We start from the raw sequence: 23,960 nt of genomic DNA, 5'->3' as shown, positions 1-23,960 counted from the left end.
CCACAAAGCACATCATGAGTTCCACTAGAAAATAAACCATAGTTTAAAAGTTGAAAAGCATGTAATAAAACTGACAAACGGCCTACGTTTCGTTTCCGTAGTAAAACAAATAAAAACCGCAGTAAGGACAGCGGAGGATGGCCTAGCGCAGCGGTTGCCATCCGCAGGCAAAGGCTTTTATGCAGTTTTCAAGCAAACGAAAATCAGCCTAGATTTTTTTGGTTCGTTTTTTTAGCAATGAAAAAAATGAACTTTATAAATAAATGTGTAAATCAAAGTTTCACGAACACCTTAAAGCGTCATAAGAAGCAATATGAGTAAAAAAGATAAGATGGATAAACGATATAATAAAAGTAGCTTTCTACGTATTATAAAACGCCAAAAATGCGGCTTGCTGTTTCTTAAGATTAAAGTCATCACGAATGCGTCTTATGGCGCGTATACTTGTAGCTTCTTTATCGTCTGCGGAAAGCTGGATAACCTCCACCAATTGTTTGGCTAAAAGCTGGGGCTGGCGTTTAGCAACCACCCAACCCGTTTCTTGATGCAAAACATTCTCTTGCAAGCCTTCAGCATCAGAAACCACACATAATAAACCCATAGCTTGGGCTTCCAAAACCGCATTACAAAATCCTTCTTGTATACTGTACTGCAAATAGATATCTGATTTTGCCAATTGTTCTCGTACAGCTTCTGGGGGCAACTGACCCATAAACGTAACAGCATCAATAATCCCTAGTTGATGGGCAGCAAACACCAAGCGTTCCCGTTCTTCTCCTGTACCAATAATGGAGTAATGAAAATCAACGCCCGCTTGTCGTAATACCGCTAATGCTTCAAGAGTATATTCCAAACCTTTTTTCCAATGAAGTCGCGCAACCGTAATCAATTGAACCTTGGAATTTCCTTCTAATTCAGTGGTGTTAGGTTTTGAATTAAAAAATGTGACATCAATAGCTGGTGTAATAACTGTGATGGCAGATTCCAAAACACCGTTCGCTTGCAAGTCACCTTTCATCTCTTCAGAAAGCACATGATACTGGACGTTTTTAGTAAACAGCAAATCATAACAATTCGGATGTTTTAAAGGGGACAAATACAAATCAAAACCTCTAAAACTAACAGCCATTCGAGCTTGAATAGCAGTAGCAACATGTTCGCGACCAACGGCTAGCATACCAAAACCAAAATGCAGCCAATCCAAGGATTCCTCCAATAAAAAAGCATTTTTTATAAGACGCTTAACGGATGCTGAAAAAGAAAATCCTACGGAACGATCCAATTGAAAATGCCGAAAACTTCTAACAGGCTGGCATAAAATAGTTTTAAGCAACACCCAACTACTAGTACATAAAACACGAAAAGCAGAGCCTTTAAAAAAAGGTGCTGTTTGAACACGGCAATCTAAAACATCGGGAATAACACCCGATTGATCCGTAACAAACAACTGAACCTCAAAACCATGTGCTTGCAATCCAGAAATTTTATTAGTAAAAAAAGTTTCCGAATAACCAGGTACGGCAGACAGGACCAAGCCAATCCGCTTGTTAGCTCTTGTTGTGTCTGTCATGTCCTGTTTTTCCTGCACCTGCTAAAGGTATTGTTTATATCTAATGCCACAAGTTATTTGTCAATGTCTTGAGACCTAATTAATTATTCAATTTTCACTATTCTCTATCCGCTATTCACTAGTCACTAGTCACGAACCAACAAACAACCCCTCATAAAGTCGCATCATTCCGGAAGTCATAAGCGCTTCCGAGTGTTGCTCCTTTATTTTTAATTGTGCCTGTTTTTTTATTTTCAAGGCTGCAGCAGTTGGCAAACTGGTTATAGCTATAATAGCATCTGCTAGAGCTTGAGCATCACGTATAGGAACCAAAAAACCCGTCTCACCATCATGAATAACCTCATCCATACCGCCACAATCCGTACTTAAAACCAAGGTACCTAAAGCCATGGCTTCCAGTACCACGTTGGCAATCCCTTCTTCAACACTAGACAATAATAATAAATCTGCATTCAGAATCAAGCGCTGAACTTCATTAAATGGTTTTTGACTCAACAACCGAACCTCATTATCCAATTCCAAATCAACTATCTGATATTGATAATCTACAACATGAGCACCACCTATAATAGTGTATTCAAATAGAGTTCCCTTTTCTTTTAGAAGCTTACAAGCATCTAATGCATACGTGTAGCCTTTTTTCCAATGCGGGCGTCCAACAGATACAATTTGAAAGGGCTTGGCTGGCAAGTTCTTAGGTTTTACTACCGGTTCTATTCCAGCTTCCATTTCAGCTTCCATTTCAGAAGCTGGTAAGCCACTATAAACAACATGAATAGCTTCAGGATGAGCTCCATAGGTTTGTGCTTCCAAACCAATAGCCTCAGATACCGCATGAAAGCCATCAACTTTTGGAAAATACTCCCGATACATGGCCGCTAAAGCGGTATCCGCTATCGGTGAATAGTTAATATGGGCACCACGTAAACTAACCACCAACTTCATTCCAAAATCCTGTACCCAGACCCAATCAGCCAAACCCTTAGCCCATTGTAAATGAAATACATCAGGCCGATGCCATAAAACAGGATAACATTTAACTTTCGTATACAAATCGGTTTTTTGCTGCTGTTGTAAATAGACATCAAACCGTTTTTTATCACCGCGTTTAAACAAAGTTAAAAGCAGAGTATAGCGTGCCAAATGCCAAAACTTAGCAAACCGATTGAGTTGATACCCTACAACAGTAACACCTGAAGAATACCTTGGTTTTTCCCGTAAAATACCAAAAATGAGAACTGAAGCCCCAGAACCTACAAGCCCAGATATCAGACGTTCTATAAAAGTCGTACTCGGAATTTCACCAGAGTAAATAGCTATTTTTAAGGAGGTTTTCAATCAGGCTTTTTTTAAAATCTAAAGGTAAAAATCTTTACCTAATCAAACCAACTATTTTAAATTATAACATAAAAGGCTACTTCGGGTGTTTAAAGACTGCTATTACAAGCTATCGAGTAACTTATCACAGGGTAGGTTCTAAAGGCAAACGGAATGTATTGAGAACACCCGCGAACACTAAAACCCCTCAAAGGCTTTCGCAAACTGCAAACTAACCGCCTGCCGTCACAATCCATTCACATGGAAGTCATCATAAAAATACAAGCCATCCTGTAACAAGTCCGAATGATTAATAACCGAAAACGAAGTGAATCCAGTTGAAACGGCCAACGTTTTATGGGGTGGAATATAAACTAGTAATGTGATATCATTGACAGCACATAAATCTTGAATCTTCTTAAAATAAGGGTTTTTAAATTGAAGTGTTTTCCCATGCCTCAAAACTATAGGACGTGATACCTGGGTGGTAGTAGGATAACTATAATTTCCATAGGCATCAAACCGATTGCGTTTGTTGGGCTCTATCAAACTCACTAACGACGGATAAAACAATTCTACATTAAAATAACCCACACCAAGCATAGGAAACCAGTTGCTGTTGGACAAAATCCAAGCAGAATCGTCTGAAAAAGAATCGTAATAAGCTTGAACGTAACCTTCAGAACCATAAGGCAAAAAACGATAATCATTGCCACTTAACACAGGATCCGTAACATCATAATCTAGAATACTAGCGGCCAAAATACAAACAGGTGTTTGCTTCCCCGAGCCAAGAAAATGTTGCAACATTAAATACTGACTGGAAAGTGCCGTGTCATCCATAGACAGATTAATTCCTTGAGTACCTAAAACGGAATCAATAACCTGTGTATTAAGCGTGGTTAAGCCGGTACTGGAGCCTAAAACAATATAATCAAATGACGAAGATGCTACCTGCCGCTCCAAAAATGAAGGTTTATAAAACGATCCTTGGCGTAATGCCCACAAACTACCATAAGCGATAGCTGAAGAAACGCCTATAAATAGCAGTAACACAAAACCAATATGTTTTAAAAATAAACGCATTAAAATTGAAAATAAATAAAATCTGCTGGATTTTTATAAACACCCATAAAAACAAGTAATATGGCAATAAAAACGGCCTCATAAGGAGTTAAAATCACCTCACGTTGGTTGTTTTGAACCGCTCGATATTCATAAAACAACAAGACCAAGATACTGAAAACAGTTATAGCACTCAACAAAACCGATTTAGAACTATGGTAAAACACCTGTAACGTAACCGATTGAAAACTTAATACATCCTCCAACATGGCCCAAGCCAGACTTAACGAATCCGCTCTAAAAAAAACCCAAGCGAAACAAACTACGACAAACGTATAAAGAATACGCGGTAACTGATAGAGTTGAATTCGGGTTTCTTGAATGTATTGCCTATTTTTTTGTTGAAGCAATAACGGTAAAAACAACAGCGCATGTAAGCCACCCCAAACAATAAAAGTCCAATTTGCTCCATGCCAAAACCCACTAACAATAAAAACCACCAACACGTTTCGTATTTGAAGCCATTTAGAACCACGCGAACCACCCAATGGTATATACACATAGTCGCGGAACCATGTAGATAATGAAATATGCCAACGCCTCCAAAATTCAGCAATATCTCTTGAAAAATAAGGAAACGCAAAGTTCGTCATCAAACGGAAACCAAACAATCGAGCCACACCAATGGCAATATCGGAATACCCTGAAAAATCACCATAAATTTGAAAAGCAAACAAAACGGCGCCTAAAAACAATTCCGCAGAACTATAACCGCCAGAACCAGCAAATAGCTGATTCACAAAAAAAGCACAATTATCCGCCACCACCATTTTTTTAAACAAACCCCAAATAATAAGAGACACACCTCCAATAGCAAATTCGGAATTAAAAACGCGAGGCGTTGCAAACTGTGGTAGCAACTGCTTGGCGCGCTCAATAGGCCCAGCCACCAACTGTGGAAAAAAAGCCACATAAGTGGCAAATTGTATCATGCTGGTAGTTGGCTTCAGTTGCTTACGGTACACATCAATGGTATAGCTCAAGGTTTGAAAGGTGTAAAAACTAATCCCTACGGGTAGAATGATGGATAAGGTTTGCGCAGAAAGGCTGACCCCCAAACGCCCCCAGGCATCCACCCAACTGTCCACAAAAAAATTATAGTATTTAAAAAACCCGAGCAAACCTAAATTACAAATCAAACTAATACCGAGTAACAGCTTCCGCTTTTGAGATTTCTCTGCCTTTACTAAACCCCGAGCTACCGCATAATCAACTAGGGTACTAAACACAATCAATCCTAAAAACCGCCAATCCCACCAGGCATAAAACACATAACTAGCCACTAACAACAACCCATTCTGTGCAGACAACCAACGCTTAAATACAAACCAATACAGTATAAAAACTAGAGGAAGAAAAACCGCGAAGTCTAGAGAATTGAATAGCATAGGTATCTAGTTTAGCGACGTGGGTATAAAGTCGATTTAAAAATAGTTAAAACGGTATTAATTTGAGCTATTTCATCTGCTGACAAAACCCGCTTCTTTAATTCAGAGGTCACCAACGCACTGTTTGGGTGTGTCTTGGATGAGGGTTGTTTATAATAGGTTTTCAAATTAGCAACGGGTTCCAAATTAAAACGGTCACATAAGTCATAGAATAAGTTCATGTCATGTGATAAATCCTCATACCGAACCACTTCCATATGTCCAGTGTAAGGCTCCAAAACTTCTAACGGTATCACATTTTCTAAACACCAACGCAATGCTAAAATTTCAACTGGAGACAGGGTTTTATAAGCCCTAATATCGTAACCAAAGTGCTCTTGTATGAGTTGTACCAGCCTGTCTTGAGATACAAAATGCGATAAATCATACAACCAAGGAAATTTCACTTGTTGTTGTGAGCGAATCACATCATAGGGATTTCTAATAATATGAATCACGGGAATACCAAACTGCTGGTATAAATAGACCGCAGATAAATTAAACCGAACAAACTTAATAATAAACTTTTTAGGAATAAAAGGCCATAAATGACGTTTCCAATGTCGGTTGCTGTTTTGAGCAATCCAATCACAATCAACCCGGTTTTTAAAAACACGCTTTAGATAATGATAAGCCTCTGGCGAATCTTCGCGCGTTGTTAACCATTTATCACATAGCAAATAGCCTTGTTTGGTACGTGTTTCTTGTTCTGGCTCAAATAACATCCGATAACGGAAGGGCCGAGACAAGGTCTCACTCAACCAACTCGTACCACTTCTAGCACTACCAACTACAATAACATGTTTATGAAACAATCCCATCCTGCAAAAGCGTTTTATAGAGTGTGTCATGAGCGCTAATAAAAGCATCCATGGTAAAATGTTCTTGACAATAGGTACGCAAATCCTGCCCAAGTTTTAAGCGGGATTCAATAGGCATATTTTTAATGGTATTAATTCTCAAAGCTAATTGGTCCGGTTGCCCAGCCTCAAATAAAAGGGTTCTAAAGTCTTTCAATACAAAATTAATTCCCGTAATATCAGACCCTATCACCGGAGTCCCCATACTCATAGCCTCCACCAAAGCCATCGGCATACCTTCCTTTCGGCCTTCATCCAAAGTAGGAATAACATACAAATCAGCGGCGGCTATATAAGGACGCACATCTAATTGCTTACCCAAAAATTTTACTTGATGATGCACATCCAATTGCGCGCATAAAGCTATCATGCGCTGACCATAAGCATTATCACAATCTCCTAAAATAGTTAAGGTAATAGAAGAGTCATCAAGCAATTGAATAGCCTGCAACAACACCTCGATTCCTTTTACAGGAACCAAATTGGCAACCGTTATAATATGAAATTTCGTGCTATCAGCATCAGCTGGTTTCAAAAAGGGATCGGGTGAATAATACAAAGTATCAATACCCAAAGGAATTAAAGCTTGCTGTTTTTTATTAGGAAAATAGGCAGACATCTCATCATTAATCGTCACAATAAAATCAGCCAGCTTACTTTTTATCTGCCAGTGCTTACTGGCAAAGCCCATGGCTTTTTTAGTATATAGCCATTTAACACCCGCAAATCGGGCCGCTAAAGCTTCCGTCCAATCACTACTCCACTGCCATGAATGCACAATATCATAGTTGTGTTTTTTATAAAATTTTGAAATAAGCCAGATTCTATACAACAAAGTATAATAAGGCTTATAGGGTGTTTTAGTTTCAAAAATATGAATGGGCACGCCTAAAGTTGCCACCTTCTTAAAAAAAGCACCAGCATCACTACCACAAGCAATGGCGATATCAAATTGAGTCTTATCCAGTCCAGAAACTAAATCATAAACCACCTTACCACTGCCCGCAGTATTAAAATTAGATATCGTAAAAAGTATACGGATTTTTTTAGGCCTCATCCTGTCGTCTAATTATGTGTGCTGGATTACCAGCTATGATGCAATTAGAGGGAACGTTTTTTACTACCACAGAACCAGCACCAATAGTAACATTATCCCCTATGGTGATAGCACCAATAATCACCACGTTGGCGCCCACAGAAACATCATTCCCAATAATAGGCAACTGGCTATTATCATTCCCCTTATTACCAACAGTTAAACCATTCCGAAATTGAAAATTACGCCCTATAGATTTCGCGTTAATAACCGTGGCAAACGGATGATAACACATCAAACCACCAGCAATCTCCGTACTCCTAAATAGTTTACAAGGCATATCATTCATAAATAAATAACGCCAACGACAGCCGAGCTTATTAATCCGCCAGAAAAAAATATAGGCATAATCTTGGTAATAAATCATAGCATGGTAAAACTGCTTGTCAATAGTGGCATATTGCACTTGGCTCCCACGTACCTGCAACGTTTGCTTAATATCGGCTTGAATAACAGCATTAGCTATTACATAACGGTTATAGAGGCGCCATAAAAGCAGCTTTTTAAAAGCGTGTGTTAGTAATTGGTTTGGTTTCAATGGTTCAATTTTTAGTTTAGAAGCTGCTTAACAGCATACGGTACAACATAGTACCCATATATTTTACGTAAAAATTCATAGGGCAATATAACCAATATGGATAAATATAAGCGAATAACCAACGGAATCTGTATGGCTTGCAAATCAAAATATAACTGTTTTTTTAAATCCTGTCGCTGGTGCAATCCTTTAGTAAAAACCAATTGCCGACCCATGGATTGAAACAACTGACTAAATAATAAGCTTTTAAACTTTATAGGGGTGTCTTGCTCCAAGAAAAAAGGTAGGTGCTCCTGTACCAAGCGAGGCCAAACCATAAAGGCACGAGGCATTTTACGTTTTGACTGTTCGATTGTTGAGTCCTCATGTTTATAATATAAGTAAACATAAGAATCTAAAAAAGCAACATGGGAGGTCATGCCTAATTTAATGTCTAAAGCAGTGTCTTCATTATTCCGTATGGCTTCATTGTAGAGTCCTATTCTATCAAAGACAGTTTTGCGATACAAAAAAGCAGGTGGCCCCACAACCGATTTTAAACTAGAAAACCATTGTAAACCCCAATAAGGTTTCTCCTTTATTATAACATCATGGGTTTCGTCCTTGGGTTTAGTAGTATTTGAAATACTTTGATAAGACTTAACCATCTTGCCAAATACGGCATCTACACTTGGATGGGTATCTAAAACAGTTACCATTTTTTGTAAAGCATTGGGATAAATATCATCATCCACATCAAATACATAAACATAATCACCTTTAGCCTGTTGGATACCCATATTTCTAGCTGCTGCGGCACCTTGTTTGCTTTGTATTAGAAGTTTTACACGCGAATCTAATACTACAAGTCGATTAATTTGGATAACAGACGCATCTTGAGAGTTATTATCTACATACAAGATTTCAAAATCCTCCAAGTGCTGATTGAGAATAGCATGATAAGATTTCTCTATAAAATCAGCACCATTATAAACAGGGATAACAACGGATAACTTCATAAAGAACCTCTATTTTGTGTATACCATTGAGACAAAGTTAGCAACATACTTACCGGATGGGCATAATGAACGGAATCGGTTTTTAAAAAATGCTGATAGGTATCGTGGACAAGATGCTTTGGAATAAACTGATGAAAATCTGCCTGAAAAAGCCGGCGTTTTAATGCCTGCTCGTTTTCAGAGCCTACAAACTGCAATTCCCAATTCCGTTGCACATAAGAGCTTCCTAAAACAGCCTGGACCTCACGCTGTAATTTAGCCCAAACCCGGTACGGTAAATTATAAGGGGCTTTATTATACCCATAGTTCCGTAAATTAAAGGGCCTGTGATCCTGCCAGGTAATACCAGACAAAGCCGAATCTTGTTGTAAATGCGCTAGTTGCAACCGCCTATCGGCCAAATAAGCCTCTGGAACGGTACAAATAAAATGACACATCCGGTTATCATAATACGGTAAGGTAATTGGATGCGCGGCTTCAAACACACGTAAATTAGTTGTGGTCCAACGGTGTGCCCACTGGCTCGTTTTATAGGCACGCACTTTCGCACTGACGTTGTCTATAGCTATAGCTGCTAAATCAGTTTCTATACGCCCCACCAAATAGTCCTTAAAGCTGCCTGCCAGGTCCCAATGTTGCCAAAGCTGTTCGGCCAGTTCCAAGCCCTTAGGCTTAACCATTTTTTTAAATAATAGTGGCAGTATATCTGCTTCAGTAGTAGCCTCTGGTGCGCCACGGTCAAACAACACATCGCCCCAATGCCCTAACGAAAAAACACCAGTCATGGCTTTCAACTGGGGCAAAACAGCCATTTGCCGCGGATGCGTAAATTCGGAATAACAACCATTAATTTGAGCCAAATCGTCAATACAATCCCATAAATAGCCTGGTTTAATAGAAAAGGATTCAAAACCAAAACCACAAACATCTGCAATGTGCTTGGCAATACGGTGTTCAGGATAACCACCTTCAAATGAATAACTAAAGGCATGAACAGGGTTATCAAGACCTTTTAAAATCAAGGCTTGACTTCGGCTATCCAAGCCTCCTGATAGCGGGAGGATAACCGGTTGGTTACCAACTTGTTCGGTAGTTATGGTTGTAAGTAATTGAATGTATTCGGCCAAAGTTGCTTCAAACGAAAGGTCTCTAGGCCTATAATGCCACTGAAACCAGGGCTCACTGTTTACCAGAAAACCAGCGTCATCTATCGTGTGATGATGGCCAGGAAGCAAACAGACTTCATCCTTCCAATACGTATCACGACCCATAAAAAAACCCGTAGCCATAAAGACACAAATAGCTTCCAAATCAAGCTCGTGAGGCTGATTAGGACGTTTTGCAAACTGTTGTTTACTAGGCAATATGGGTGTTTTTATAGTCATGCTTTGAATATAGGACGAATATAATAAAAAAGACGTTTGGCATTCAGAGCAAAGCGAAGAATCTCAAAAATAGAGATGCTTTAGTCCAACCTTTCCCTGCATATCATTCGTAATCATCCCCTTGTCATTTTTCATTATTAAGTTTTCACATTAATCCCATGAAGCATCCACCACTTCTGCCAAGCATATATATGCCATACACCCCAAGCATTATCATGTTTGCCATCAAAAAAATCCTGAACATAAGTTTGTAATACCAATACATCCATAACCGCTTGACCATAAAAAGGAACCTCAAAAACAGCGTGCATCAAATCGGCCTTTAATTCCTTATGAAGCCAATCCTTTAAAGGCACAGTAAAACCCATTTTCTTTTGGTTTATTAAGGATTCTGGCACTTCTTCGGCAAGTAACCTTTTTAAATCGTGCTTTAAATCGTGTTTTGTTTTTAATGCACCACGCTGCCGCCAGGCCCAATCAATACTCGCTTTATCTAAAAAGGGGACACGCACTTCCAGACTATGAGCCATACTCGCCCGATCTACTTTTACCAAAACACGTTGCATATGTGCATAAAACTCATTCCAACGGAGTTGATGCAGCACAGCGGGTGTATCAGAGTTTGTAAACGCATACAAATCTGTCATGGATGGTGAAAAGGCGGTATCTGGAAAAGCGCCATCCAAAGTAGCGGCTGGTAACTTTAAATGCTTATTGGTTACAAAGGCATTAAAATTTTTAAAATAAGGCGCCCACGTTTTGGTTATCCCGAGCGCATTAGTGAGTTGAGCTAATGGCTTCCTAATAACATAAGGCATTTTAAACCACCAGCGTTTGCGTATAACATCCAACATGCGTGGATACCCAAAAAACAATTCATCACCGCCATCGCCAGATAACATAACGGTATGATTTTTTTTGGCTTCTTTTGAAATAACATAAGTAGGAATACTAGAATAATCACCAAAAGGTTCCGAAAAAGCTTTAAAATGAGCATCTATTTCTAATAATAAATCAGACTCTGTAACCGAAACAACATGTTGTTTAATACCTAAATGGTCTGCATAACCCTTAGCAATCTCGCTTTCATTAAGTAAAGGGTTGTCAACAGCCAGTGTAAACGCTTCAATATCCGAAATATGCGTTTTGGCATACGCACTAATTAACGGGCTATCAATACCACCACTTAAAAAAGTAGCAATAGGCACATCACTTACCAATTGCTTGGACACAGCGGCTTGCAAAACCGATGCTAAAGTTGTCCGGTTGGTTTCCAAATCTTGTGTTTGACTAAAAGAAACAACTGTATTTTTTAACACCGCACCTTGCCGATTAATACAAACTAAAGCGCCAGGATTAACCTGAAAAATACCACTATAAATAGTATTAGGGGCTTGCATATAACCAAATCCAAAATAGTCTTTTACAACCTCTGGCCGTAATGCCAAAGCGTCACAAAACCAAGCATGTTTAAAAACCTGATCAAATTGCGAGGCCATAACAATACCTTCAGCTGCCTCGCCATAAAACAAAGGTTTAATACCCGCAAAATCACGGGTCAAGTACAAACAATCTATTTCCGTATCAATAATGGCAATGGCAAACATACCATTCAGTAACGGTATGGTAGCCGCTACGCCTAGTGTATCTAATAAATGAATCAGAACTTCCGTATCCGAAGTAGAATGTAAATTAGTAAGCGCATACGTTTCAGCAAGATCTTGATAGTTATATAGCTCACCATTAAACACCACCTGATATCGCCCACTCGGACTCGCCTTGGGCTGATTCCCCTGTGCCGAAACATCTAAAATAGCCAACCGATTAAACCCCAACTGAAACCCAGAACCTCGTGTGGTACAGGAAGCATCAGGCCCACGATGTTGGGACAAGGCTAAAAGCGCTTCAAAAGATGCCGACTCCGTTAAGGAGTTAGGTTTAAAAGTGTATTCGCCTAAAAATCCGCACATAGTTATTGATTTATCCTTCCTGATTTTGAATTTGCAAATAAATATTATTTAGATCTTCAATTCCTTCTTTAAAAGAAAACTTATCAAATAAAGATTGATTATAATTCATAAGTTCTTTTTTGTTAAGAATTGCACAATCCAGTATTGCTGTATCAAGACTAATAGGTTCATTGATATCAAAACAAATACCGTTTACGCCATGTAATATAAACTCTGACATACCTCCAACATTTGAAACAACACAAGGGAGATTATATAAACACATTTCCAACAATCCATTCGGCAAGGACTCATATAATGAAGGCTGTAATGCTATATGATAATTTTTATACTCTTGTCTTAATCTTTCATTAGAAAAATGACCTTTAACACTTACAATACCCTCTAAACCTAATTGATAAATCCTAAATTCCAAAAATTCCCTAAAACTACCCTCGCCATAAAAATCACATTGAATCCTTATATTTTTTTTGCGCAACCTATTTAAACTATCCAATATAAACACATGACCTTTTTCCCATTCCAACCTTCCAACCACTATAATTTTAAGAGTATCTTTTCCTTTATGAAAATGTAATCTATTAAGGTCTTTTTTTAAATAAGTGTCTATCTTTACACCTCGGTATGTACGCACTAATTTAGTTCTTTCAACGCCTTTTAACGTAGCTAACTGAATAAAATAGTCACTATTTACATGTACCTTATCACATAATTCTAATTTTTCTAAAAACTGTTCTTTTCTCCTCAAGTCTAGCGTGTCTATAACTAAATCTTTACCTCTTAACGATACAATAATTTTTTTATTTTTACTTTTTAGTAGTTGAAGTATGGAAAGAGGAACAATATGCAAATGATGAATATGTATAACATGGGCATCACACTCTATTAAATACCGCCACTTTAAAAGAAATTTTAGCCTACTTTTAAAACGTCCTTGACGAACTAGAGGTAGTTCTATTGCCGATGTTAACATAATTTTTATCAAATAAATAAAAGTACTTATTTTGAATAGGTCATTTTTGTCTCCCAATACCAGATGATGAACACTCAAATCTGTCGTTAAATTTTTATTACAGAGTACCAGATGATGAACATCTTCATTAGATTTAACCAATCCTTCAAACAAATCTGTCATATAAGGTTGGTTAGGATGTCCAAGTACTAATAACACATGTAAAACTTTAGTCATTTTAAGAAAATGTTTATTAATGATAAATGATAACTCTTGTACTAAACGGTAGGTTTTTTGTAATACAAAATAGATTTTATTACAAGCTTAAAGTAATTTATAAAACTTAATTTAAAATCTGAATTTCCTTGAATCCTATTGTATTGAACTATTAAAGCAGGAAAGAACACCCTTCTTTTTAAAAAATAATCTTTATAAATTTGTTTCTCTTGAGATAACAAATACGCCTTAAATCCTTTTTTTTGAAAAAATGCATGCTCATTGGCTTTGCTCAAACCTTCAAAAATACCAGGAAATGTATGGAGTTCTTTATCAGTTAGAATTTCATCCCGTCTAAAAATTTTTCGAAGCAAATTAGAATTTTTTTCTACCAGCTCATAATTAAGATAGGATAACAACTTCAAACGTATTTCTGCTCTAATTGCTGGCTTTAAATATCGTTTTATTTCAGAAGTTTGATTATTATGTTTCCGATATAATAATAATACTTCTGGTAAATTATGTAGTTTCCCATAGGCCGTTATCCTAACCCATAAATCATAATCTTGTGCAACAGGTAGTGTTTCATCGTATTTTATTCCATTTTTTTTCAAAATTGAGCTCCTTAACATAACAGTTGGATGTCCGATACAATTTTTTTTTAATAATGTAATTTTAATCTGCTCATGTAATTCTGGCTTTCTAATAATTTCATTCCGGTTTAATATTTGATAAGCAGTTCCGCAAACAGCTATGTCTGGATGAGCTTCTAAATAAGTTATTTGCATATTTAGCCGGTCTGGTAAACTAATATCATCACCGTCCATTCTAGCAATGAATTCTCCTTTAGCAATAGATAATCCTAGGTTAAGAGTTTTAGTTATCCCAGTATTTGTAGGCTTAACAATAAGTTTAATTCTTGAGTCTGTAAACCCCTTAATAATTGAAACGGTTTCATCTGTTGAAGCATCATCGATAATGATAAACTCAAAATCAGTAAATGACTGAATTAAGATACTTTTTATAGCCTCGCCAACATAATCTGCACAATTATAAACAGGCATTAAAACAGTAACCTTAAACGCTGAATCCGTAAAATTATTCATCATTACCGCCCAATTAAACGCTTCATGTATACTTTAGTAACTTCTTTTAGTTGCTTAAATACATCTGAATTATCCTTTAAAAATTTTGCGCGATAAATTTTCTTTCTATAAATATCAGGATGTACTAATGATAAAACAGAATCAGTAGCTGTAAACAAATCAGAATTCAAAACACCTTCCTTGGCATAAATAATAATGTTCTGCTTGTACCAAGAATACAATTTTTCATTGTTCCAAAATTCTGGACGTATAATATCATAAGCTAAATAACCATGTTTTTTAAATTTATCTGCCCAATACGAAGGCCACTGTTCGTTTATATGATTTTGACCACCCTGCCCTGGAATAGCTGCAGAAAACATGACAAGATCTCCGTGAGCCACAATAATTTCAACAAAGTTATCGGCTGACGATTCAGGTAAATGCTCGGCAACTTCAAGAGAAATAATAAAATCAAACTTCTTTTTTAAATTCAATGGCTGTCTAAAATCATGCTGTTTAAAATTATCTTTTGAAATTTTTAAAGATGTTTGTTCAAAATCAACACCGTCTACACCAAAAATATCAGAAACCCCAAGTAACTTTGAAGCTTCTAGCCAACTTCCATTACCACAACCAACATCAAGTACACTAGTTGGCTTTATAGAATTAAATAAAAAGGGTAGAATCTCCAAGGCTGCTGTATTGGTTTGTGCTCTATCCTTATGACTAAAGTTAATTTGTGTCATGTATTATTATTTTTAATTATTTTTTCAAAAAATTGAATATTAAAGGTGCAACCCTCTATTTTTAAGCTACAATGTAAATAAACTATTTTTTATAGAGTTTGTTTATACCTTTAAAATTTTTAGACAAAAACGAACTCCATCTTTCCAATCATTTTTAAAAACCTGAATGATTAACCCCAGTTTATTTCTAACCCCAGGACAATGATTCCGAAAAATCTGCCTGTACCGCTTGGCCTCAACTTTTGCAATTAATTGCCTATCAGCTTTGGTAAAAATGCCTTCTCCCCATGCCAAAAGTGCTGTTGTTAATTTTCTATAAAGCACATATTGCTCAAAAGGAGCGTTGGTAACAATCAAGGAGGTATTTGCATTGTGTTTCCGGACACAGGCCAACACATCAGGCAAGGCATAAAAGGGATAGTAATAAGCCACACGTCGCCAATATTCCCAATCCTCGGAAAGGGTGAAATTGGTATTGAACAAGCCCACTTTATCAATCACACTACGCCTTATAACCGGCGTTATCATTGAAAGCCTATTTTTAAATAGCAAGTCTTCAAACACATAACCATGATTTCCTCGTTGTGCAATAATCCGTCCCGTACGAACACCATCAGCATTAACATACTCTATATTACCGGTCACCAAACCAACCTCTGGATGAGCTTTAAAAATAGGTATTTGTTTTTCTAACTTTTCAGGTAACCAAAAATCGTCATCATCACAAAAAGCAATATAGCTTCCTTTACTGTTAGCAATACCAAAATTCCGAGCACCATTTACGCCTTTCGGATAATCCTTAGACCGCTTATAATAGCTAATCCGGGAATCCTGTTCACATATAGCATGCATAATCTCTTCTGTATTATCCTTGCTGCCATCATCAACAACTAAACATTCCCAGTGGGTATAACTTTGAGCCATAATACTATTCAAAGCGGCACCTATATAGCTTGCTCGATTATAAGTGGGGATAATTATAGAAACTAAAGCTGCATCCATATCCTTATAAATGAGACTTTATTGAAGAGATGCGCTTTTTAGGCATCCAACTCCTTATAAATAATACAAAACCCAGATACTCATCATAGCGAAAACTTAAATAATACAATTTTCTAAAATACGTTTTACTAACCTCTTGCTGGCTATAGGATCCAAACAGTCGTCGATAGATATTTTTAAAAAACCCTTGCTTTAAGTGTTTAAACAGGCGTTTAGTATATAGGTGCTTCCTATTCGCAATATTCTCAACCACATCCATATAGGCTAAAATAACAAAATTAGAGTATGCCATAGCCTGACGTAAACGCGACAAATAGGACAAATTCAACCGGCCGGCCGTCATAAAATGCTTAAAATACAACCGCTCATCATACCAAATAGAATACCCCAATAACCGTAATGCAAAACAATACTCCGTATCACCACCTGAACTTAATGAATCTCCCTTCCGGCAACTTAATAAGTGTTCAAAACCTAATTGTTTCAATGCTAACCAATGCGTTTTTCTTAACACCATGCCAGCACCATACAAATAACCAACAGCTTCCGTAACATCGCCTGAAAATCTTGATTGCTTGCCAACCGCATAAACCCTTGCATAATGCTTAAACCAATCTGGTTCTGTACCCTCAAAAACAGCATCGCACCAACCGCCTAAAGCCCCTATATTGGGGTTAGCAGTCATAATATCAAACGCCGTTTGCACATAAGTATCACAAAGCCAATTATCATCATCACAAATCAATAAATAATTAAATAGCGCCTGTTTATAACCCAATTCTTGAGCATACGACTTTCCAGGTTTAGGCTGTATAAAGGAGCGGTATTCAATTAATGAGTCTCGGCCATTTTCTGCCCACCAACCATCAGCAAATTTCTTGGTACCATCCGTTGAGGCATTATCTACCAATATTACCTCACAGGGAACATCCAATTGTTGAGCCACTAAATGCTTTAGGGTTTCAGCCAACCTGGTTTTACCATTATAGGTGCAAACAATAATGGAAACACCTGCTGTTATATCTGTAGATAGCGCCTGCATGTTTATTTCAAATGGGTTGATGTTAACGTTAAATAACGTTGTTGTTTTTTGTAATAATCACCTAAAATATAACGTTTTATTTTTGTACTACGTGCCAACAATTCAATCGTATATATTTTAAAAAATTGAGCCCGAGATAGTCCCTTAAAAAAGGGTACTTTAAACAAATAGCGTAAAGGAAACCATACATAGCCAAAAATAATAGGGCGCTTAATGAGCATATAGTAAACTAGCACAGCATAATGAGATTTTAATTCCTGATACGCATCAGGCTTTTTAATTAAATCATTAGAAACGGAAATAATGGCCGTTGCCATAGATTGTATATAAGCCAAGCTTTTAAAAGTTGTAGCAATACCATCTGATGAAAGATGCCTATAATAATTATCCGCATGAACACCACATACAACCAATTTAGGTTCATACAACAAGGCTCTGCTATGCAATTCCCAATCTTGCCAGGCTATTAAACGGGTATGCCAAAGACCACAACGCTCTAAAAAACTACGTTTCCAAGTAACACCACCTGTTTGCCAAGGCATATCTACATTAAAAAAACGGATTAAAAAATCGGTTGGAGTAGTTCCTTGAGGTATCACATTCCACACCGTATCACGATCACCTATTTCACGTTTAAAAACACCCGATTCAGACACCGTCATATCAGCCGAATGGGTAACTATACAAGACACTCGGGCTTCTAATGCATTTGGTAATAATAAATCGTCAGAATCAAAAAAAATCACATAACCACCTGTACTCAATTCAAACCCATAATTCCGAGCCCCATTCCCACCAGGCAAATGGCTGTCTGGCCGTTTATGGTATTGAAACCGGCTGTCCTTGGCTATATAAGCATTAAGTAGTGCTGCCGTACTATCGGTACTCCCATCATCCACAACCAGACATTCCCAGTTAGCATAGGTTTGCGCCAATACCGAATCCAAGGTCTCGCCTAATAAATGCGCCCGATTAAAAGTGGGAATAATAATGGAAACTAAAGGTTGCAAAGCCATGAAAACGTTTTATGCGACTAATATACAAAGTCAAATCAAAAACACGCCTAAAATAAAAAGAGGAAAAGCATAATAAAGATATGAATCAATAATATTTTTTCTATAGATAATGAGAGTCCTTAATTACGTTAAAACGCCTACTTTTCTCAATTAAAGGTTTTAATTGTAACAAGAGCATTACTTTTTGTTGATATAATTTAGCTTGTTTAAATTTCAATTGAACTATTAATTTAAACACAACTTGACGTAACTTACTTATTTTTAAGTCAATATCGTTATCTGTTAAAATATTAGCAAAATTAATTTTATATAACTTCTCTACTTCTTTAAAATAGTCCGTACTAAATAACTCTGGTTTTGATTGTTTACGATTTGCTCTATCATGAATAACCAAAGCCCTCGGCAAAACACCTATTTTAAAACCATGATAAGTAACACGTTGACAATAATTCTCATCTTCACCATAATGAAAAAACAAGGGATCAAAACCGCCTACAGTTTCTAAACAAGTTTTAGAAACTAACCAAGCTGCAGCATTTACAAAAGGAACTTCATATACTGCGGCTAATGGATTGCCCAAAACAAAATCAGAATAAAACTGCTTTGTTTTTTCTTTAAGCATAAAATTAGAAAAATTTTTATCTAATTTCTTCTGATCTCCAGTAATATGAATGGGACTTAAAATACCGTATTCTACATGTTGTTTTTGAAAAGTTAACAACTCAACTAATACATCATCGACTAAATAGGCATCCTGATTTAACAAAAACACATGTTCCGCACCATGATCTAAGGCGTAGCGAATACCTATATTGTTAGCTTGGCCAAATCCCAAATTTTCAGTCTGCTTTAATAATATAATACTAGGGTAATTTCTTTCAATGTAGGATACGGTTTCGTCAGTAGAAGCATTATCAACAACAACTATTGGAAAGTCCTTACAGCTATCTAAACAGCTCGATAACCATGGAATGCTATTATATGTAGTTATTATAATAAATAGACTGAAATTATTCATTATTTTTTTAAATAAAATGGATTAATTTTAATATTGATAAAATTGTACTTTAAAATATTATTTTACCACTGTTTTTATAAATAAGCACAAGGCTATTCTTAATAGTTTTCCTTTTTTTGTTTAAACCCTTTGCTAATGTAAAATTACGAAAAGTAAGACTGTATGAAGCTTTTAAAAAATCTAATAAAAATAGCTTGTTAGAATACTCTAAAACAGTTTTAGCAATAAAAGCTTCTAGTTTAATATAATTAAAACTTTGATTGTGTTTTTTAATATACGTCACAATCCTATAGTCTTGCTTCATTTGTTTGGAGGTTACTCGTCTAGAAATACCACCATCATTTTTTCTATACACAGCAGTAACATCATTTATATACTTTATCGGTCCATAACAAGACACTAATAAAAACAAGGCTCGGTCCGCCGATAAGATATCTTTGGGAAAATCTATTTTAAAAGCCCCTTTTCTAAACATAAAAGTGGCTGTATGAAAAGGCCTTGCTTCTAACAAATCATTTGTTTCTAAAATAGGTCTTGTCTTTGTGCTAAAAAGATGTTCTTTACTTGTTCCTTCATATTTAATTACTGAATTAGTAGCAACTCCTGCAAATTCTGCTTCTTGCTCTAAAAAATCGACTTGTTTTTGTAATTTAAAAGGATCAATCCAATAATCATCACCTTCGCATATAGCCAAATAGCTACTTTCAGGTTTACTTAAAGTGAATAGAAAATTCGGTACTATTCCTAAATTCATTTTTTGGTTATAATACTCAATTTTAGCACCTAACGGATGGTTGTCTTGTATGGTTCTTATTATAGAATCTGTATTATCGGAAGAGCAATCATTTGATATTAGTAAATTAAAATTAAAATTCGTTTTCTGTTGCAAAACGCCTTCAATTGCTTGCGAAATATAAGGTTCATGGTTGTATGCTATCATACAAACTGTCACAAGTGGTTTATCATCCATTTAAACTATTTTTTTATTATAGAAAACACTTCTAGAACAATAAAACAAGTAATCTCGAATAACAATAAACATTTCCTCTCTAATATATTTCATTAATTTAAATTTTCAAGAACTTATCTTGTAAAACATTTAGTCCGCATAATCATCAAATTTTTTTTAATAAATTAATTGTTACTTTTATTTACATGTACATCATAATCTCGAGGAACATCAACATGAATAAATTTACCTAATTTTCGCCATTTTTCGGCATCTTCAAGCTGACAGACAAACAACGAGCTTGGACTAAAAGCATTAAAAAAGTCAATAATCTCTTTATTTCGTAAATTATAAATAGAGGTGTAATGTGCTCTGTGAATCTCACTTATTTGCAGAAGGTTATCTTTTTTATTTATGTTTTTATAAATATCTTTATTAGGAAAAGCCTTATAAAATTCATCCTCCCTATTGTAAATTTTAGCATGCCTAAAGGTATTACCTAACGTTTTACCATTAGAATGACTGACCATAGAATCAAACCACGTATCGGCATCACGCTTAAACAAAATAAATTTAGAATCCGGGAATTTGTGATATAGAACTTTATAAAAATCTTCCTCCCACCATGGGTTATCCTCAAAAACTTGATGAGACTTAAATTCTTTTGACTTAAAAATACTTTCGTAATCACCTAAAAAACGTTTAACAGACCAATCATTACTTCTCTTAATGTCATATCCTGCCACTTGATAACCAAAATCCTTAAAAAACTGTCCAACAGAGGTCGTTCCTGTTCTTTGAAATGATATGCAGAATATCTTGATTTTCTTTGGCTTAAACATATTTAAAAATTATACCATTTAAAATTAGGCCTTAAAGGTCCTTTTGTTTTTCCCATCCAACTCCCTAAACTATTGCCCTCATTAATTACACTAAACGTAATAGCATCTTCGCATAAAAATAGTATCTTTTCCCCATTAGAAATCAATATGTCCACAAAAAAAACCCCTTGATTAAAAAAATGCTTGGGTATTATCATTTTTAATGCTTGTGCTTCTTTTTGGTCATTAAGAAATTTATCATAATCACTCACAAAAATAAAAGAACCTTGATCATCTTTAAATCTTAAAACCGGCTTTATTTTAAATCCGTATAGTTGTTTTAATTTTAATATAAACTCAATTTTATCAGTTCGTAGAATAGGTACACCAAAATCCTTCTCTGCAGCTTTTACTCCAAATTCTATAACTTCAAAATTAAGGGTTTCAAATTCTTTTGATTGAAAATAGCGTAAACTATCAACTCCTTTCTCATTCCCAATCTTCAAATAAAAATCAACAGCGGCATCCGTATCACCCTCAAAAACAGTCCTCCCATGTTCCAAAACAATGGCGCGCGTACACAAGCTTTTTACAGCCGCCATATTATGGCTTACAAACAACACGGTGCGCCCATCGCCTTGACTAATATCTTGCATTTTACCAATAGCCTTTTTTTGGAATTCGGCATCGCCAACAGCCAACACCTCATCAATAACTAAAATATCGGGTTCTAAAAAGGCGGCTACGGCAAAGGCCAAACGCACACGCATACCAGAACTATAACGCTTTACAGGGGTGTCTACATAACGCTCACAACCAGAAAAAGCAATAATTTCGTCCTCTTTGCTGCGTATCTCAGCCTTACTCATCCCTAGAATAGCCCCATTTAAATAAATGTTTTCACGCCCAGTAAGTTCGGGGTGAAATCCGGTACCAACCTCAAGCAAACTAGCAATGCGACCTTTGGTTTTAATTTCGCCAGTTGTAGGGATCGTAACCCGACTTAATATTTTAAGCAACGTACTTTTTCCAGCGCCATTTTTACCAATAATACCCAACACCTCACCCTGTTGCACCTCAAAATTAATATCCCTTAAGGCCCAAACATAATCACTATCCGCTTTGGTACTGCGGTCGTTTACAGAACCCACCTTCAAATACGGATCCTCCTTCCCACGAATACCAGCCCACCATCTGTTCAAATCATGGCTAATAGTCCCAGTACCCACAAGACCAAGTCGGTATTGTTTGCTTATATGTTCTGCTTTTAAAATGACACTCATGTTCTATAATTCGTTATTCAATATTCAATATTTCATTATTCAATATTTCATTATTCAAACCTCTATAATTCTAACCCGTCAACTGTTAACTACGACTATAAAAAAAAAATTCTTTCTAACTCATCAATTATTATTCTTCATTTCAACTTCAACTACAACAATCAACAATCATTAATCTTAAGTCAGTATTCTTTGTTCTTTGTTCTTTGTTTTTTAATCTCCATTCTCACCTCTAACCTCTAACCTCTAACCTCTCACCACTAACCTAATCCCTTATCCCTAATGCCTAATGCCTAATGCCTATTCTAAACCGTATCAATAAACGTCTTCTCCGTCCTATTAAATATAATAATCCCAAAAAACAAGACCACAAGCGTTACAACTACAGTATATAAAATGCCAAACCAGCTAAACGTACCAGTTCCTAACAGCATATATCGGGCGGTTTCAATAATATAGGCCAACGGATTATACTCCACCACCCAAGCAATTTTTGGTAATTTCTCGCGCATCAAAGCCAACGGATACATCACAGCTGAAACATACATGAGTAACTGCACACCAAAACCGACTAAAAACTTCAAATCGCGGTATTTGGTTACCAAACTGGAAATAATCATCCCAATACCCAAACCTAACAAACCCATAAGCAGCACAATAAAAGGAAAAAACACCAGGCTACCCGTTACATGAATACCAGCACCACTAAAATAATAATACATATAAAAAGCAATGAATATGAAGAGTTGGATACCAAATTTCATCAAATTGGAGATGATAATAGACAGCGGTACAATAATCCGCGGAAAATACACCTTACCAAAAATAGCCGCATTACTTTTAAAGGTATCACTAGTAGACGTTAAACAGGTATTAAAATAATTCCAAATAGAAATCCCAGCCAAATTAAACAAGAAAGGCGGAACCGTTCCCGTTTCAATATTAGCCACTTTATTAAAAATAAGGGTAAAGGTCAAGGCCGTAAATAAGGGTTGAATCAAATACCAAAGCGGTCCTAAAACAGTTTGCTTATAAACCGTAACCACATCACGCTTCACAAATAAAACAAGCAAATCGCGATAACGCCATATTTCGGCAAAATTAAAGTCAATTAACTTCCGCTTGGAAGAAATGGTATACAACCAATCAGCATCATCTGTCTTGTTCAATGTAATAGCGTTTTATATAGGGCTAATATACTAATTCCAAGCAGAAACCAAAATGCAAACTTTAGAATTATTAGTGAGTAAATAGCTTGGTGGAATTGTAAATAATTTCAAAATCAAAATACACACGGCAACAGGAAAATAAAATACGACTTCGGGTTTCCTTCGGGTTTCCTTCGGGTCTGCTTCGGGTCTGCTTCGGGTAAGCAGCTTAACGTATTTTAAAACATCTAGCCCTTAAAAGGCTCATGTCAGTCAGAGCAGCCCAGGCCTAAAGGCCTATGTTTAGTTAACGTAGAAAAACCAATCAAAGCCGCCGCACAAGGCAGCGGAGGATGGCCTAGCGCAGCGGTTGCCATCCGCAAGATAAGGCTT

At 36.4% G+C, this 23,960-nt stretch carries 21 protein-coding genes; all 21 read right to left on the bottom strand.

Features of this window, described 5'->3' with window-relative positions:
• Window positions 1-361: 361 nt before the first annotated feature.
• A complete protein-coding gene (locus tag BM239_RS08740) occupies window positions 362-1,570 on the bottom strand; it encodes a glycosyltransferase family 4 protein (protein WP_092207611.1) in 1,209 nt (402 codons plus the stop codon).
• 129 nt (window positions 1,571-1,699) lie between these two features.
• Window positions 1,700-2,908: a glycosyltransferase family 4 protein gene (locus BM239_RS08735; RefSeq protein WP_092207609.1), complete on the bottom strand. Its 1,209-nt coding sequence runs from the start codon at window positions 2,906-2,908 to the stop codon at window positions 1,700-1,702.
• 225 nt (window positions 2,909-3,133) lie between these two features.
• Window positions 3,134-3,973: a hypothetical protein gene (locus tag BM239_RS08730; protein WP_092207607.1), complete on the bottom strand. Its 840-nt coding sequence runs from the start codon at window positions 3,971-3,973 to the stop codon at window positions 3,134-3,136.
• Complete coding sequence (locus tag BM239_RS08725; protein WP_092207605.1) at window positions 3,973-5,400, bottom strand: MBOAT family O-acyltransferase; 1,428 nt, start codon at window positions 5,398-5,400, stop codon at window positions 3,973-3,975. The genes BM239_RS08730 and BM239_RS08725 overlap by 1 nt, the downstream gene beginning before the upstream one ends.
• Window positions 5,401-5,411: 11 nt before the next feature.
• Window positions 5,412-6,260, bottom strand: coding sequence for a hypothetical protein (locus tag BM239_RS08720; RefSeq protein ID WP_092207603.1), 849 nt, complete (start codon window positions 6,258-6,260; stop codon window positions 5,412-5,414).
• Entirely contained in the window at window positions 6,244-7,290 is a 1,047-nt protein-coding gene (locus BM239_RS08715) for a glycosyltransferase (protein ID WP_177209013.1), read from the bottom strand. Before BM239_RS08715 ends, BM239_RS08720 begins: the two co-directional genes overlap by 17 nt.
• A gap of 55 nt (window positions 7,291-7,345) precedes the next feature.
• Window positions 7,346-7,933, bottom strand: coding sequence for a serine acetyltransferase (locus tag BM239_RS08710; RefSeq protein WP_218151653.1), 588 nt, complete (start codon window positions 7,931-7,933; stop codon window positions 7,346-7,348).
• An 11-nt stretch (window positions 7,934-7,944) separates the two neighbouring features.
• Window positions 7,945-8,931 (bottom strand): glycosyltransferase family 2 protein, encoded by a 987-nt coding sequence (locus tag BM239_RS08705; RefSeq protein ID WP_092207599.1) that lies wholly within the window; start codon window positions 8,929-8,931, stop codon window positions 7,945-7,947.
• A complete protein-coding gene (locus BM239_RS08700; RefSeq protein WP_143094911.1) occupies window positions 8,928-10,316 on the bottom strand; it encodes an asparagine synthase-related protein in 1,389 nt (462 codons plus the stop codon). Before BM239_RS08700 ends, BM239_RS08705 begins: the two co-directional genes overlap by 4 nt.
• Window positions 10,317-10,453: 137 nt before the next feature.
• The gene (gene asnB, locus BM239_RS08695; protein ID WP_092207597.1) at window positions 10,454-12,286 is read right to left on the bottom strand and encodes an asparagine synthase (glutamine-hydrolyzing); all 1,833 of its coding nucleotides are present in this window, start codon (window positions 12,284-12,286) and stop codon (window positions 10,454-10,456) included.
• A gap of 10 nt (window positions 12,287-12,296) precedes the next feature.
• Window positions 12,297-13,475, bottom strand: a complete 1,179-nt coding sequence (locus BM239_RS08690) for a glycosyltransferase family 4 protein (protein ID WP_092207595.1) — start codon at window positions 13,473-13,475, stop codon at window positions 12,297-12,299.
• Window positions 13,476-13,516: 41 nt separating this feature from the next.
• Window positions 13,517-14,563 (bottom strand): glycosyltransferase, encoded by a 1,047-nt coding sequence (locus BM239_RS08685; RefSeq protein WP_092207593.1) that lies wholly within the window; start codon window positions 14,561-14,563, stop codon window positions 13,517-13,519.
• Window positions 14,563-15,288, bottom strand: a complete 726-nt coding sequence (locus BM239_RS08680) for a methyltransferase domain-containing protein (RefSeq protein WP_092207591.1) — start codon at window positions 15,286-15,288, stop codon at window positions 14,563-14,565. Before BM239_RS08680 ends, BM239_RS08685 begins: the two co-directional genes overlap by 1 nt.
• Window positions 15,289-15,390: 102 nt before the next feature.
• Window positions 15,391-16,290, bottom strand: coding sequence for a glycosyltransferase family 2 protein (locus tag BM239_RS08675; RefSeq protein ID WP_092207589.1), 900 nt, complete (start codon window positions 16,288-16,290; stop codon window positions 15,391-15,393).
• Window positions 16,291-16,294: 4 nt separating this feature from the next.
• A complete protein-coding gene (locus tag BM239_RS08670; protein ID WP_092207587.1) occupies window positions 16,295-17,332 on the bottom strand; it encodes a glycosyltransferase in 1,038 nt (345 codons plus the stop codon).
• 2 nt (window positions 17,333-17,334) lie between these two features.
• A complete protein-coding gene (locus BM239_RS08665; protein ID WP_092207584.1) occupies window positions 17,335-18,348 on the bottom strand; it encodes a glycosyltransferase family 2 protein in 1,014 nt (337 codons plus the stop codon).
• A 100-nt stretch (window positions 18,349-18,448) separates the two neighbouring features.
• On the bottom strand, window positions 18,449-19,366 hold the full coding sequence (locus BM239_RS08660) for a glycosyltransferase family 2 protein (protein WP_092207582.1): 918 nt from the start codon (window positions 19,364-19,366) through the stop codon (window positions 18,449-18,451).
• Between the two features lie 49 nt (window positions 19,367-19,415).
• The gene (locus BM239_RS08655; protein ID WP_092207580.1) at window positions 19,416-20,336 is read right to left on the bottom strand and encodes a glycosyltransferase family 2 protein; all 921 of its coding nucleotides are present in this window, start codon (window positions 20,334-20,336) and stop codon (window positions 19,416-19,418) included.
• 164 nt (window positions 20,337-20,500) lie between these two features.
• Window positions 20,501-21,157, bottom strand: coding sequence for a sulfotransferase (locus BM239_RS08650; protein WP_092207578.1), 657 nt, complete (start codon window positions 21,155-21,157; stop codon window positions 20,501-20,503).
• 2 nt (window positions 21,158-21,159) lie between these two features.
• Window positions 21,160-22,419: an ABC transporter ATP-binding protein gene (locus BM239_RS08645; RefSeq protein ID WP_092207576.1), complete on the bottom strand. Its 1,260-nt coding sequence runs from the start codon at window positions 22,417-22,419 to the stop codon at window positions 21,160-21,162.
• Between the two features lie 305 nt (window positions 22,420-22,724).
• A complete protein-coding gene (locus tag BM239_RS08640; protein ID WP_092207574.1) occupies window positions 22,725-23,588 on the bottom strand; it encodes an ABC transporter permease in 864 nt (287 codons plus the stop codon).
• Window positions 23,589-23,960 lie beyond the last annotated feature (372 nt).

The organism is Algorimicrobium echini (assembly GCF_900115185.1).
Classification (GTDB): domain Bacteria; phylum Bacteroidota; class Bacteroidia; order Flavobacteriales; family Flavobacteriaceae; genus Algorimicrobium; species Algorimicrobium echini.
Note: the sequence above shows the minus strand (reverse complement) of the source record. Positions and strands in the feature narration are given on the sequence as shown.

What these genes read in the sequence shown, in the direction of transcription:
- BM239_RS08740 (WP_092207611.1), bottom strand. Translation starts at nt 1,570, where the DNA reads ATGACAGACACAACAAGAGCTAACAAGCGGATTGGCTTGGTCCTGTCT.
- BM239_RS08730 (WP_092207607.1), bottom strand. Translation starts at nt 3,973, where the DNA reads ATGCGTTTATTTTTAAAACATATTGGTTTTGTGTTACTGCTATTTATA.
- BM239_RS08725 (WP_092207605.1), bottom strand. Translation starts at nt 5,400, where the DNA reads ATGCTATTCAATTCTCTAGACTTCGCGGTTTTTCTTCCTCTAGTTTTT.
- BM239_RS08720 (WP_092207603.1), bottom strand. Translation starts at nt 6,260, where the DNA reads ATGGGATTGTTTCATAAACATGTTATTGTAGTTGGTAGTGCTAGAAGT.
- BM239_RS08705 (WP_092207599.1), bottom strand. Translation starts at nt 8,931, where the DNA reads ATGAAGTTATCCGTTGTTATCCCTGTTTATAATGGTGCTGATTTTATA.
- BM239_RS08700 (WP_143094911.1), bottom strand. Translation starts at nt 10,316, where the DNA reads ATGACTATAAAAACACCCATATTGCCTAGTAAACAACAGTTTGCAAAA.
- asnB (WP_092207597.1), bottom strand. Translation starts at nt 12,286, where the DNA reads ATGTGCGGATTTTTAGGCGAATACACTTTTAAACCTAACTCCTTAACG.
- BM239_RS08690 (WP_092207595.1), bottom strand. Translation starts at nt 13,475, where the DNA reads ATGACTAAAGTTTTACATGTGTTATTAGTACTTGGACATCCTAACCAA.
- BM239_RS08685 (WP_092207593.1), bottom strand. Translation starts at nt 14,563, where the DNA reads ATGATGAATAATTTTACGGATTCAGCGTTTAAGGTTACTGTTTTAATG.
- BM239_RS08680 (WP_092207591.1), bottom strand. Translation starts at nt 15,288, where the DNA reads ATGACACAAATTAACTTTAGTCATAAGGATAGAGCACAAACCAATACA.
- BM239_RS08675 (WP_092207589.1), bottom strand. Translation starts at nt 16,290, where the DNA reads ATGGATGCAGCTTTAGTTTCTATAATTATCCCCACTTATAATCGAGCA.
- BM239_RS08670 (WP_092207587.1), bottom strand. Translation starts at nt 17,332, where the DNA reads ATGCAGGCGCTATCTACAGATATAACAGCAGGTGTTTCCATTATTGTT.
- BM239_RS08665 (WP_092207584.1), bottom strand. Translation starts at nt 18,348, where the DNA reads ATGGCTTTGCAACCTTTAGTTTCCATTATTATTCCCACTTTTAATCGG.
- BM239_RS08660 (WP_092207582.1), bottom strand. Translation starts at nt 19,366, where the DNA reads ATGAATAATTTCAGTCTATTTATTATAATAACTACATATAATAGCATT.
- BM239_RS08655 (WP_092207580.1), bottom strand. Translation starts at nt 20,336, where the DNA reads ATGGATGATAAACCACTTGTGACAGTTTGTATGATAGCATACAACCAT.
- BM239_RS08650 (WP_092207578.1), bottom strand. Translation starts at nt 21,157, where the DNA reads ATGTTTAAGCCAAAGAAAATCAAGATATTCTGCATATCATTTCAAAGA.
- BM239_RS08645 (WP_092207576.1), bottom strand. Translation starts at nt 22,419, where the DNA reads ATGAGTGTCATTTTAAAAGCAGAACATATAAGCAAACAATACCGACTT.